This is a genomic window from Nocardioides sp. Z22_16 (assembly GCF_058134365.1).
This window is the reverse complement of sequence record NZ_JBYTTI010000004.1, coordinates 239,081-251,540: the sequence shown is the minus strand read 5'-3', so window position 1 is coordinate 251,540 and position 12,460 is coordinate 239,081. Positions and strand designations below refer to the sequence as shown.

The following is a 12,460-nucleotide window of genomic DNA, read 5'->3' as shown; positions in this document are numbered from 1 at the left end:
CCCGCCTGATCCCGCACCGACGTAGAAAGCAGACCTGTGACCGTGACCGAGACCGCCCGAGAAGGGGTGGCGTCCGCCCTCGAGATGGAGAAGGTGGAGAGCCACCTGCACCCCGAGGGCTCCTTCGATGTGTCCGACCACCCCGTGCCGACCGGGCGCGAGGAGATCTGGCGCTTCACCCCGCTGAAGCGACTGCGCGACCTGCACGGCGACGCCGTGTTCGCCGCGCCCACCACCGCCACCGAGTGGAACGCCCCGGCCCCCGTCCGGGTCGAGCTGGTGGAGGGTCAGGAGGCCCGCGACCTGCGGGGCGCCTCCGGACTGGTGCCGAACAGCCGCTTCACGGCGCGCGTGCTGGCGGAGGTCCCGCGGACCCTGCTCGTCGACGTCCCCGCCGAGGCCGAGGTCTCCGAGCCCGTCGTGGTGCAGGTGCGTGGCACCGGTGTCGAGGGGCAGGACGCCGCTCACGTCGCCCTCCGCTTCGGCCGGCACTCGCGTGCCACGGTCGTGCTCAACCACAGCGGCAGCGCGGCGCTGGCGCAGGTCGTCGAGGTCGTCGTCGGTGACGGTGCCCAGGTCACCGTCGTCTCGGTCCAGGACTGGGCCGACGACGCCGTCCACCTCACCCACACCCAGGCGCGGGTGGGCCGCGACGCCTCCTACAAGCACGCCGCCCTGACGTTCGGCGGCGACGTCGTCCGGATGGACGCCAACGTCACCTACGACGGCCCCGGCGGCTCCGCGGAGATGCTCGGCCTCTACTTCGCCGATGCCGGCCAGCACCTCGAGCACCGGCTCTTCGCCGACCACACCGCGCCCCGCACCAAGAGCAACGTGGTCTACAAGGGTGCGCTCCAGGGCGCCAAGGCGCACACGGTCTGGGTGGGCAACGTGCTGATCCGCAAGGTCGCCGAGGGGATCGAGACCTACGAGGAGAACCGCAACCTGGTGCTCACCGACGGCTGTCAGGCCGACTCGGTGCCCAACCTGGAGATCGAGACCGGCGAGATCGAGGGCGCCGGTCACGCGTCGGCCACCGGTCGCTTCGACGACAACCAGCTCTTCTACCTGCGCTCGCGCGGGATCGAGGAGTCCGAGGCCCGGCGCCTGGTCGTCCACGGGTTCTTCAACGACCTGATCCGCAAGGTCGACGTCCCCGAGATCGAGGAGCGGCTCGTCGCCATCGTCGAGGCCGAGCTCGCCAAGAACGTCACCGGGAAGCACTTCTGATGACCTTCGAGCGCGCCTGCGCCGTCGCCGAGGTCGAGCAGGACCGCGCGCTGGCCGTGACGCTCGACGACGTCGAGGTGGCCGTGGTCCGGCAGGGCGAGGAGTTCTTCGCGATCCAGGACGTCTGCTCCCACGGACACGTCGCCCTCTCCGAGGGGGAGGTGGCGGACTGCGCGATCGAGTGCTGGCTGCACGGCTCCTCCTTCGACCTGCGCACGGGGAAGCCCACCGTGCCGCCGGCCAGCGAGCCGGTCTCCACGTTCCCGGTCGAGGTCCGCGGCGACGACCTCTACGTGGACGTGACCACCCCCCTCAACGGCGTCACGCCGTCTTGACCCCACCGACTTCCGCAGAGAGTAGAGAGACACACACGATGAGCACACTGGTGATCAAGGACCTGCACGTCTCCGTGGAGACCGAGGACGGTCCCAAGGAGATCCTCAAGGGCGTCACGCTGACGATCAACGACGGCGAGACGCACGCGATCATGGGACCGAACGGCTCCGGAAAGTCGACCCTGGCGTACTCGATCGCCGGGCACCCCAAGTACACCGTCACCGGGGGCACCGTGACCCTCGACGGCGACGACGTGCTGAGCATGTCGGTCGACGAGCGGGCTCGCGCCGGGCTCTTCCTGGCCATGCAGTACCCCGTGGAGGTGCCGGGCGTCTCGGTGTCGAACTTCCTGCGCACCGCCAAGACGGCCATCGACGGCGAGGCCCCGAAGCTGAGGACCTGGGTGAAGGACGTCAACGCCTCGCTGAAGGCGCTCGACCTCGACCCGTCCTTCGCCTCGCGCTCGGTCAACGAGGGCTTCTCGGGCGGCGAGAAGAAGCGGCACGAGATCGCGCAGCTGGAGCTGCTCGACCCCAAGGTGGCGGTGCTCGACGAGACCGACTCCGGCCTCGACATCGACGCCCTCAAGGTCGTCTCGGACGGGGTCAACCGCTTCTCCGCCAAGGGTGACAAGGGCGTCCTGCTGATCACCCACTACACGCGGATCCTGCGCTACATCAAGCCCGACTTCGTGCACGTCTTCGTGGCGGGCCGGATCGCGGAGCAGGGCGGTCCGGAGCTGGCCGACCAGCTCGAGGCCGAGGGCTACGACAAGTACACGAAGGCCGCGGTCTGAGCATGACGCTTCCCGGTCTGCTCCCCGAGCTCGAGGTCATCCGGAAGGACTTCCCGATCCTCGAGCGCACGGTCGCGGGTGGGCAGCCGCTGGTCTACCTCGACAGCGCCAACACCTCGCAGAAGCCGCAGGTCGTCATCGACACGATGGTCGACCACCTCGAGCGGCACAACGCGAACATCTCCCGCGCCATGCACGAGCTGGGCGCCGAGTCCACCGAGGCCTTCGAGGGCGCGCGGGACAAGGTGGCGGCCTTCATCAAGGCGCCGTCGCGCGACGAGGTGATCTTCACCAAGAACGCCTCCGAGGCTCTCAACCTGGTGGCCAACACGCTGGCCTGGGCGAGGGGCCCGCTGACGGTCGGCGAGGGTGACGAGATCGTGATCACCGAGATGGAGCACCACTCCAACATCGTGCCCTGGCAGCTGCTCGCCGAGCGGACCGGCGCCACCCTGCGGTGGTTCGGCCTGACCGACGACGGCCGTCTCGACCTGACGGGGATCGACGACCTGATCACCGAGCGGACCAAGGTGGTCTCCCTCACCTGGGTCTCCAACATGCTCGGCACCATCAACCCGGTCGCCGAGATCGCGGCCCGGGCCAAGGCGGTGGGCGCCCTGGTGGTGGTCGACGCCTCCCAGGCGGCCCCGCAGCTGCCTGTGGACGTCGTGGCCTCCGGCGCCGACTTCGTCGCCTTCACCGGCCACAAGGTCGTGGGGCCGACCGGCATCGGCGTGCTCTGGGGTCGTCGCGAGGTGCTGGAGAGCCTGCCGCCGTTCCTCGGCGGCGGCGAGATGATCGCCACCGTCAGCATGGAACGCTCCACCTACGCGCCCATCCCGGCCAAGTTCGAGGCCGGCACGCCGCCGATCGTCGAGGCGGTCGGCCTGGGGGCGGCGGTGGAGTACCTGGGCGCGGTGGGCATGGAGGCGATCCACGCCCACGAGCAGGCGATCACCGGCTATGCCCTCGAGGGTCTCCTCTCGGTTCCCGGTCTCACCGTGCTGGGTCCCCAGGACGCCGTCTCCCGGGGCGGGGCCGTCGCCTTCGAGCTGGCCGGGGTGCATCCGCACGACGTCGCCCAGGTCCTGGACACCCGTGGCATCGCGGTGCGGGCCGGGCACCACTGCGCCAAGCCGGCGCACGCCCGCTTCGGCGTGCAGAGCTCGACCCGGATGTCGTCGTACCTCTACACGACACCGGCCGAGATCGACGCCCTGGTGGAGGGCCTCCACTACACCCGTTCGTACTTCAAGGTGGGGTGATCCACGTGTCCGCGGAGCTCGACTCGCTCTACCAGGAGATCATCCTGGACCACTACAAGAACCCGCACCACGCCGGCCTCAGGGAGCCCTTCGAGGCCGAGGTGCACCACGTCAACCCGACCTGCGGCGACGAGGTGACCCTGCGGGTCCACCTCGAGGACGGCCGTGTCGCCGACGTCTCGTACGACGCCCTGGGATGCTCCATCTCCCAGGCCTCGACCTCGGTGATGACCGACCTGGTGATCGGACGCCCGGTCGAGGAGGCGATGACCGTCCACCAGGAGTTCCTCGCCCTGATGCAGGGCAAGGGGCAGGTCGAGCCCGACGAGGAGGTCCTCGAGGACGGGATCGCCTTTGCCGGGGTCGCGAAGTTCCCGGCGCGCGTCAAGTGCGCGCTCCTCTCATGGATGGCCTGGAAGGACGCGACCACCCAGGTGCTCGGCAACCACAACGCTCAGGAGACAGCATGAACGAGCAGCACACCGCCCACTCCGACCTCCCCGAGGTCGACGTCGCGGGCCTCGCCTCCGGCACCACCGCCGCGTCGGTCGAGGACGTGACCGAGGCGATGAAGGACGTGGTCGACCCCGAGCTCGGCATCAACGTGGTCGACCTGGGGCTCGTCTACGGCGTGCACGTCGACGAGGGCTCCAACTGCGTGATCGACATGACGCTCACCTCCGCGGCCTGCCCGCTCACCGACGTCATCCAGGACCAGACCCGACAGGCGCTGGAGGGCCTGGTCAGCGACGTCGCCATCAACTGGGTCTGGATGCCGCCGTGGGGCCCCGACAAGATCACCGACGACGGTCGTGAGCAGCTCCGCGCCCTCGGCTTCAACGTCTGAGGACGACGACGTGGACGAGTACGTCGAGCCGGCCGTCGGCAAGCGGGACCTCGGCGTCGAGGACTTCTGGAACGTCGCACGGTTCCACGCGAAGCTGACCCACCTGCCCGGCTACTTCGGGCCCACGGTGCTCGCCTCGGTGCCGCCGCCGGTCTGGAGTCTGGGGGAGACCCCCGACGAGGCCGACGCCGGCCTCGCCGGCCTCCTCGACGGCTCGGCCACCTCACTGCGGACGCCGGTCGAAGTCTTCCGGGACTCCGAGGAGCCGGTGCCCGAGGCGGGTGCGCTGGGCATCGTTCTCGACGGTCGCGGTGCTCCGCGGGCGCTCGTGGTGACCAGCCGGGTCGACGTCTCGGAGACCGAGGTGGTCGAGCACCTCACGGTGCTGCACACCGCCGAGGGATCCCAGCGGGCGAGCTCACTGCAGGACAGTGAGGACTGAGGAGAAGTCGTCCGTCCAGGCCTGACGGTCAGGACCGGCGCTCCGCCAGCGGGGCATCGAGAGCAGCTCGCCGATCGGGGCCTCGTCCGGGCTCAGCGCCATCCACACCGAGGAGACCCCGGTCGCGTCGTCGCTTCCCTCGCCGGTCCCGACGGCGACCTCCCAGCCCAGCTGGGCTGCGTTGTGTGCGACGACGGGCTCGAGGTCGAAGACCCGGTTGGAGATGTGCACCAGCAGCACGCCGTCGTCGGCCAGGACCCGGCCGTAGAGCTCGAAGGCCTCCTCGGTGAGCAGGTGGACCGGGATGGCGTCGGAGGAGAAGGCGTCCAGGACCAGGGTGTTGAAGGTCCCCGGCTCCATCCGGGCGAGCGCGAGACGTCCGTCGTCCACCAGCGTCTCGACCTCGGCGGTGGTGTCGGCGAGGTAGGTGAAGAGCTCGGGGTCCTGCGCCACCCGCACGACCTCCTCGTCGATCTCGACGAAGGTCATCCGCTGCCCGCGTGCCACGTGGGCCGCCATCGTGCCGACCCCCAGGCCGACGACGCCGGTGTGCTGCGGGGCGCCGAGGCTGAAGACGTCGCCGACCGGTCCCTGGCGGGAGTAGTAGCTGGTCGGCTCCCGTCGCCGGTCGTCGGTGAACTGGGTCCCGTGCACGGTGGTCCCGTGGCTGAAGACGTGCTGGTCGTCGGCCTCGACGACGCGGTAGCTGCCGTAGAAGGTCCGGTCCTGGTAGAGCGGATCCTCCGCCAGGAGAGAGACGCTGGCGAGGGTGAGCCCCAGGGCCGTCACCATCGCCAGTGGACGGCGCCCGCCCAGCAGGGAGAGGAAGACCCACAGGACTCCTGCTGCGATCGCCAGGGCCCCTCCCCGTGCCACCCAGTCGGCGCCCAGCCCCACCCCGACCAGCACCAGGAGCAGGAACAGCACGACCTCCAGCGTCAGCAGGATCGGGGCGCCGAAGCGCCGGAGCGTGTGGGGGTAGGCGCGCACCCGTCTCGCGCCGAGGAGCAGCACGCCCAGCAGGACCAGCGGGTACTCCCAGACGCGGGAGAAGTACATCGGCGCGACCAGTCCGTTGAGCAGGCCGCCCAGGGCGCCCCCTCCCGCGACCACCAGGTAGAAGTGGGTGAGCAGACGAGGATGGGGCCGGCGGGCCGCCAACGCCCGGTGGGCGGCGTAGGCAGCCGCGCCGAGCAGGACCAGGTCGACCGTCAGGAGGAGCCACATCGGGTGGCTGCTGGTGGGCGTGACGTGGAGCACTGCGGCGAAGGTGGCGGCTGCGGTCGCGAGGGTGGTGGCGACGGCGCTCGGCGATCGGCCCGACTTCGCGAAGGCGATGACGAAGGTGGCCAGGTAGATGGCCAGGGGCACCACCCACATCAACGGGATGGCCGCCACGTCGGTGGAGATGTGTGCCGTCACGCCCAGCATCAGGGTGGACGGCAGGAAGGCGAGGGCCAGCCAGATCAGCACCGTCCCCGCCGACAGCACCCGGACCCCCGCCTCGTCCGGGCCCGCGACCTCGGTAGCCACCTCGCGGGTCGGTGTCGAGACGTCGGCGTCGGTCGCCGCGACTGGGCGGACACCCGCTTCGCGGTTGCTCCGCCAGGCCACGACGCCGCACAGCCCCATGAGCAGGATGAACGCCAGGAAGGCGCCTGACCAGCCGAGCCGCTGCTCCCGCAGGGTGAGCAGCGGCTCGACCACGAAGGGGTAGGCCAGGAGGCCGCCGAAGCTGCCCAGGTTGCTGGTGGCGAAGAGGAAGTAGGGGTCCTCGGCACGGGCCGCGCCGGTCCAGGAGTACCACCGCTGGAGCAGCGGGCCGGTGGTCGAGATGACGGCGAAGGGAAGGCCCACCACCAGCAGGAGCACCCACAGCAGCCAGAGCGCCGGCGCCACGTCCGCGTCGGGGGCGGCATCGGCGGGCAGGGCGACGGGCAGGGCGACGACGGGGAGGAGGAGCACCCCGAGGTGGAGCAGCGGCTGGCGGCGGGAGCCGAGCCGTCCGGTCGATACGTGGACGTAGAGGTAGCCCAGGAGCAGGAGGACCTGGAAGAAGAGGCTGCTGGTGCTCCAGACGGACGCGGAGCCGCCGAAGCTGGGCAGCACCAGCCTGGCCACCATCGGCTGGACCACGAAGAGCAGGGCCGCGCCGGTGAAGGACGTGAGCGCGAACAGGACGGTCGTGAGGCGGTGCGCAGTGACCGCCCCGGACGACGGGGGCGCCGCCGTGGCGACCGAGTGCGTTGCCGGGCTCATGGGGTCCTCAGGAGGCTCGCGGGGGAGACATCGGGCACGTTAGTGACGCCGAACGGTGCGTACCTCGGAAACCGGGCAAATTGGTCCGGATAGAGTGCACGTCGTGCCTGTCGTGTCGGTGCCACCCGCACGCGTGGCCAAGTGGGTCGACAACTTCGCGCAGCGGCACGACGGCGTGAGCCTCACCGCCACCGACGGCGTCCTCGCCGGCACCGGAGGAGACGGCTCGCTCTTCGAGGCGTCGCTGCCGTTCTCCCGCCGCTTCGAGGGTCCGGCCGCGGTCGACGCCTTCGTGGCCAGGCTGCGGCCGCCGGAGGAGTGGGGGGTCCTCCTGGTGCGCAAGGGCGGCTTCGCCGTCGCCCGGGTGGCAGGCTCCACGATGGTGGAGCACAAGATCGGGCAGCGGCACGTGCAGGGGCGGACGAAGGCCGGTGGACAGAGCCAGCAGCGCTTCGCCCGCCGCCGTGACAACCAGGCCCGCGCCGCCTACGAGGCCGCCGCGGACCACGCCGCCAGGATCCTCCGGCCGGCCCCGGTGGTGGTCGGGGGCGACCGTGAGGCCGTCGCGCAGGTCCTCGCCGACCCGCGGCTCGCAGGTCTGCGGGTGGTGGGGGAGTGGCTCCCCGTGCCCGACCCCCGCCGTGCGGTGCTCGACCAGGCCCTCGTGGACGCGTCCGCGGCGCGCGTGACGGTGCGGAACGCCTGAGCCCGGGGCCTCGCTCTGCCAGGATGGCGCCATGTGGCAACCCGAGCCCGGGTGGCAGCGCCTCCCCGGAGCCGGTCCGTCGACGTACGGCGTGTGGGCGGCGCACGAGGACGGGCAGGACGTCGTGGTCAAGCGGTTGGTCGCGCCCACGCCCCACGACCCGCCGGCCTGCCTGCGCCCCGATCACCCGGCCTACTGGCGTCGCGCCGCCGAGGTGGCGGTCTCCGGTGTCGTGAGGCGCACCCCCGGGCTGAGGGAGCCGGAGGTCGTCCGGGTGGAGGAGGACGAGGAGGGGGTGACGCTGGTGCACCGCCGGGTCGAGGACGCCGGCACCTCGGGGCTCTACCTGGCGCGGTGCCTGGGCAGGTTCGCCGCGGCGAGCGCCTCGGCGCTGCCGTGGCTGGCGCGCGCGCAGCTCTCAGCCCGGCTCGACGAGGTCGCCCGGCGCGGCGGCTGGACGACCCTCGCGCGTACGCCGGTGGCCGACCTCACCGACCACCTCTGGCGTCGCCGGGAGGCACTGGTCGAGCGGGTCGGCGCCCTTCCCCAGGTGCTGCAGCACGGTGACCCCGTCCCGTCGAACCTGCTGGGACACGTGGACGACCACGTGCTCGCCATCGACTGGTCCACCCTGGGTCGGGGGCCGGTCGGGGCGGACCTGGGATATCTCTCCCTCTCGACGCGTGAGGCGTTCGAGCCGTTGCTCGAGGCCTACGTGGCGGGTCTGCCTCCGGGGCTGGCCAGCCGCGAGCAGGTGCTGCTCGGGGCGCGGGTGACCTCGGTGTACACCGTCCTCACCCGCGCGGACTGGGCGCTCGCCCGGGTCGCGGGCGGCGAGGGCGCGCTGGCGGGGAAGTACCGCCACCCGAGCGTCGCGCCGTACCTGAGGGCCATGCAGCGCCAGCTGGTGCAGGTCGAGGCGCTGCTGGAGGAGGGCGCACGCTGAGGACGGGCCGGTCGCCGGCTCAGAGGTCGTCGGTGGCGAAGGTGTCGCACGCCTTCAGGTCGCCGCCCTCGTAGCCCACGCGGAACCAGCGCTGCCGCTGCTCGGCCGAGCCGTGGGTCCAGCCCTCGGGGTCGACTCGTCCGCCGGAGCGCTGCTGGATCCGGTCGTCGCCCACGGCCTTGGCGGAGTCCAGCGCCTCCGCGACGTCGTCGTCGTCGACCTCGGCGAAGATGGCGACGCCGCTGTCGTCGCTGGTGCCTTCGGCCGCACGGGTCCACATGCCTGCGTAGCAGTCCGCCTGGAGCTCCAGCCGGACCGCGTCGCTGCGGGGGCCCTGCTGGGTGCGGACCCGCCCCATGGTGCCGAGCAGGTTCTGGATGTGGTGACCGTACTCGTGGGCCAGCACGTAGGGCTCCACGAAGTCGCCGCCCTGCCCGCCGAGCTGCCCTTCGAGGACGTCGTCGAAGAAGGTGGTGTCGAGGTAGATCTGCTGGTCGGCGGGGCAGTAGAAGGGCCCGACCTGCGAGGAGGCCTGGCCGCAGGCGGTGCTGACGGCCCCGCTGAAGGTGTTGATCCGGGCAGGGGCCAGTGCCGTGCCTGCCTGCTCGGGCAGAGCGGCGGTCCAGTACTGCTCCAGCGAGAGCGCCACCGCCTTGCGGGCGCAGTCGACGTCGTTCTCCGCATCGGCGCCGGTGCGGCAGTCGTCGTAGCGGTCGCTGTCGGACTCGAGCCCGGCAGGCAGGCCCTGGGACCCGGTCCCGGTGTCGAAGGCGGTGCCGCCGGTCCCGCCCTGGGGGTCGCCACCGACGCACTGGGTCAGCACCAGGAAGAGCACGACGACCAGCAGGCCCCCGATGCCGCCACCCGCCTTGGCGCCGCCCGGCATGGGGAGCCGCATGGAGCTGCCGCCGCCGGACCTGCCCCCGGACCTGCCGCCGGCGTCCCTGACGGAGCCGCGGCTGATGTCGGCCTTGGGGTTGAAACGCATGGCGGGGGTCCTTCCTCAGGGCAGCGCAACGGCGCCGACTCACGCTGAACCGGCTCGGCTCCGTACACTTACTACCCTCATGATCAACGCCCAACACCTCGAGGTGCGCGCCGGCGCGCGGCTCCTCATGGAGGACGTCAGCTTCAGGGTCGCGACCGGCGACAAGGTCGGCCTCGTCGGACGCAACGGCGCCGGCAAGACCACCCTCACCAAGATCCTCGCGGGGGAGGCGCAGCCGGCCTCGGGCAGCGTCCACACCACCGGCGAGGTGGGCTACCTCCCCCAGGATCCGAGGATCGGCGACCCCGAGGTGCTGGCGCGGGACCGCATCCTCTCGGCGCGCGGCCTCGACGACGTCGTACGGCGTCTCCGGAGCGCCGAGGAGGAGATGGGCAGCGACGACGACGCGGTGCGTGAGCGGGCGATGAAGCGCTACTCGCGAGCCGACAACGAGCTCCACGCGGGCGGGGGCTACGCCGCGGAGTCCGAGGCGGCCACCATCGCGAGCAGCCTGGGGATCGAGGAGCGGATCCTCGCCCAGCCGCTCAAGACGCTCAGCGGTGGACAGCGCCGGCGGGTCGAGCTCGCCCGCATCCTCTTCTCCGGGGCCGAGACCCTGCTCCTCGACGAGCCGACCAACCACCTCGACGCCGACTCGATCGTCTGGCTGCGCGAGTTCCTCAAGGCCCACAAGGGCGGCCTGATCGTGATCAGCCACGACAACGAGCTGCTCGAGGCCTGCGTCAACAAGGTGCTCCACCTGGACGCCAACCGGGCCACCATCGACGTCTACAACATGGGCTGGAAGGCCTACCTGACCCAGCGCGAGACCGATGAGCGGCGCCGCAAGCGCGAGCGCGCCAACGCGGAGTCGAAGGCGAAGACGCTCACCGACCAGGCCAACCGGATGCGCGCCAAGGCGAGCAAGGCCAGCGCCGCCCAGTCGATGCTCAAGCGGGCCGAGAAGATGGTCGCCGGTCTCGAGGGCGAGCGGCAGTCCGACAAGGTCGCGCGGATCAAGTTCCCGGCCCCGGCCCCGTGCGGCAAGACGCCGCTCATGGCCCGGGAGCTCTCGAAGTCCTACGGCTCGCTGGAGGTCTTCACCGATGTCGACCTGGCGATCGACAAGGGGTCGCGGGTCGTCATCCTGGGGCTCAACGGCGCGGGCAAGACCACGATGCTGCGCATCCTGGCCGGGGTCGACGCCTCCGACACCGGGGAGCTCCTCCCCGGGCACGGCCTGAAGATCGGCTACTACGCCCAGGAGCACGAGACCCTGGACACCGAGCGGACGGTGCTGGAGAACATGCAGTCGGCCGCCCCGCAGCTGACCGACGTGGAGGCCCGCTCGGTGCTGGGCTCCTTCCTCTTCTCCGGTGAGGACGCGCACAAGCCGGCCAAGGTGCTCTCGGGCGGGGAGAAGACCCGGCTGGCGCTGGCCAGCCTGGTGGTCTCCAGCGCCAACGTGCTGCTGCTCGACGAACCGACCAACAACCTCGACCCGGCCTCCCGCGAGGAGGTGCTGGCGGCGATCCGCTCCTACGAGGGCGCCATCGTCCTGGTCACCCACGACGAGGGTGCGGTCCGGGCCCTCGAGCCGGACCGCGTGCTCCTGCTGCCCGACGGCGACGAGGACCTCTGGAACGACGGCTACGCCGACCTCGTCGCGCTCGCCTGACGTCGTCCGGTCGCCGCCGCGAGGGAGGTGCCGAGCCGGCGGTCCACTCGTGCGCGGTGGTGCGCTGCGACTCCACAGACGGCATGGTGGGTGGCAGGCATGGCCGTACCGTGAGGAGCAGAGATGTGTCGTTGGCTCGCGTACACCGGTTCTCCGCTGCTCGTGGAGGACCTGCTCTTCAAGCCCGAGAACTCCCTGGTGGTGCAGAGCAAGCACTCCCGGATGGGCGCGGAGTCGGTCAACGGGGACGGGTTCGGGATCGGCTGGTACGGCGCTCGCGGGACCCCGGGGCGGTATCGCAGCACGGAGCCGGCCTGGAACGACCTGAACCTGCGCGAGCTCGCCGCCCAGGTGGAGTCGGGGCGGATGTTCGCCCACGTCCGTGCCACCAGCGGAAGCCCGGTCCAGCAGACCAACTGCCACCCGTTCCGCCACGGGCGGTGGCTGTGGATGCACAACGGGAGGATCGCGGAGTTCGGGGCGCTCAAGCGCGACCTGACCCTCGCCGTCGAGCCTGACCTGTTCGGGCTGATCGCCGGGTCCACCGACTCCGAGCTCTTCTTCTACCTCGCCCTCACCCTGGGCCTGGAGCAGGACCCACCGAGCGCCGTGGCGAGAGCGGTGGGCCTCATCGAGGAGACGGCGAGACGCAGGGGCGTCCAGCACCCGGTCCAGATGACCGTGGCGACCACCGATGGAGAGACCCTCTGGGCGTTCCGCTACTCCAGCGAGGGCAGGTCCCGGACGCTGTTCCACAGCGCCGACATCGCCACTCTCCAGCGGCAGTACCCCGACCATCCCATCCTGCACGAGCTCTCCGAGGACGCGCGGATCGTGGTCTCCGAGCCGCTGGAGGATCTGGTGGGCGCCTGGCGCGAGATCCCGGAGGCCACCTGCCTCGTCGTGCGGGACGGGCGCGAGGAGGAACGAGCATTCGAACCCCTGTACCGGTGAGTAACCTAGGATC

The 12,460-nt window shown here is 71.2% G+C and carries 13 protein-coding genes; 11 read left to right on the top strand and 2 right to left on the bottom strand.

The annotated features are described in order from the left end of the window. Positions 1 to 36: 36 nt before the first annotated feature. From sufD to AC3X7R_RS13325, 7 genes are read left to right on the top strand one after another with little or no spacing between them, the layout of a single operon-like run. Positions 37 to 1,230, top strand: coding sequence for a Fe-S cluster assembly protein SufD (sufD, locus tag AC3X7R_RS13355; protein ID WP_489966158.1), 1,194 nt, complete (start codon positions 37 to 39; stop codon positions 1,228 to 1,230). Next, complete coding sequence (locus tag AC3X7R_RS13350) at positions 1,230 to 1,565, top strand: non-heme iron oxygenase ferredoxin subunit (RefSeq protein WP_489966157.1); 336 nt, start codon at positions 1,230 to 1,232, stop codon at positions 1,563 to 1,565. Before sufD ends, AC3X7R_RS13350 begins: the two co-directional genes overlap by 1 nt. Before the next feature lie 38 nt (positions 1,566 to 1,603). Continuing rightward, complete coding sequence (sufC, locus tag AC3X7R_RS13345) at positions 1,604 to 2,362, top strand: Fe-S cluster assembly ATPase SufC (protein ID WP_489966156.1); 759 nt, start codon at positions 1,604 to 1,606, stop codon at positions 2,360 to 2,362. Positions 2,363 to 2,364: 2 nt separating this feature from the next. Next, positions 2,365 to 3,627: a cysteine desulfurase gene (locus tag AC3X7R_RS13340; RefSeq protein ID WP_489966155.1), complete on the top strand. Its 1,263-nt coding sequence runs from the start codon at positions 2,365 to 2,367 to the stop codon at positions 3,625 to 3,627. 5 nt (positions 3,628 to 3,632) lie between these two features. Further along, positions 3,633 to 4,097, top strand: a complete 465-nt coding sequence (gene sufU / locus AC3X7R_RS13335; protein ID WP_489966493.1) for a Fe-S cluster assembly sulfur transfer protein SufU — start codon at positions 3,633 to 3,635, stop codon at positions 4,095 to 4,097. After that, positions 4,094 to 4,474 carry a metal-sulfur cluster assembly factor gene (locus AC3X7R_RS13330; protein ID WP_489966154.1) on the top strand — a complete coding sequence of 127 codons (381 nt, stop codon included), beginning with the start codon at positions 4,094 to 4,096 and terminating at the stop codon, positions 4,472 to 4,474. The genes sufU and AC3X7R_RS13330 overlap by 4 nt, the downstream gene beginning before the upstream one ends. A 10-nt stretch (positions 4,475 to 4,484) precedes the next feature. After that, positions 4,485 to 4,916, top strand: coding sequence for a hypothetical protein (locus tag AC3X7R_RS13325; RefSeq protein WP_489966153.1), 432 nt, complete (start codon positions 4,485 to 4,487; stop codon positions 4,914 to 4,916). Here AC3X7R_RS13325 and AC3X7R_RS13320 read toward each other — a convergent pair. Beyond that, a complete protein-coding gene (locus tag AC3X7R_RS13320) occupies positions 4,893 to 7,175 on the bottom strand; it encodes a spermidine synthase (protein ID WP_489966152.1) in 2,283 nt (760 codons plus the stop codon). The genes AC3X7R_RS13325 and AC3X7R_RS13320 overlap by 24 nt on opposite strands. 103 nt (positions 7,176 to 7,278) lie before the next feature. On the opposite strand from AC3X7R_RS13320, the gene AC3X7R_RS13315 reads away from it, so the two are divergent. Together AC3X7R_RS13315 and AC3X7R_RS13310 are read left to right on the top strand one after the other, a co-directional pair. Beyond that, the gene (locus AC3X7R_RS13315) at positions 7,279 to 7,881 is read left to right on the top strand and encodes an acVLRF1 family peptidyl-tRNA hydrolase (RefSeq protein WP_489966151.1); all 603 of its coding nucleotides are present in this window, start codon (positions 7,279 to 7,281) and stop codon (positions 7,879 to 7,881) included. A gap of 31 nt (positions 7,882 to 7,912) precedes the next feature. After that, the gene (locus tag AC3X7R_RS13310; RefSeq protein WP_489966150.1) at positions 7,913 to 8,827 is read left to right on the top strand and encodes a phosphotransferase; all 915 of its coding nucleotides are present in this window, start codon (positions 7,913 to 7,915) and stop codon (positions 8,825 to 8,827) included. Positions 8,828 to 8,846: 19 nt separating this feature from the next. On the opposite strand, the gene ypfJ is transcribed toward AC3X7R_RS13310, so the two are convergent. Next, complete coding sequence (gene ypfJ, locus AC3X7R_RS13305; RefSeq protein ID WP_489966149.1) at positions 8,847 to 9,815, bottom strand: KPN_02809 family neutral zinc metallopeptidase; 969 nt, start codon at positions 9,813 to 9,815, stop codon at positions 8,847 to 8,849. A 79-nt stretch (positions 9,816 to 9,894) separates the two neighbouring features. Here ypfJ and AC3X7R_RS13300 point away from each other — a divergent pair, with 79 nt between their 5' ends. Together AC3X7R_RS13300 and AC3X7R_RS13295 are read left to right on the top strand one after the other, a co-directional pair. Continuing rightward, the gene (locus tag AC3X7R_RS13300) at positions 9,895 to 11,493 is read left to right on the top strand and encodes an ABC-F family ATP-binding cassette domain-containing protein (RefSeq protein ID WP_489966148.1); all 1,599 of its coding nucleotides are present in this window, start codon (positions 9,895 to 9,897) and stop codon (positions 11,491 to 11,493) included. Positions 11,494 to 11,616: 123 nt separating this feature from the next. Next, complete coding sequence (locus AC3X7R_RS13295) at positions 11,617 to 12,447, top strand: class II glutamine amidotransferase (RefSeq protein WP_489966147.1); 831 nt, start codon at positions 11,617 to 11,619, stop codon at positions 12,445 to 12,447. The last annotated feature ends 13 nt before the right edge of the window (positions 12,448 to 12,460 follow it).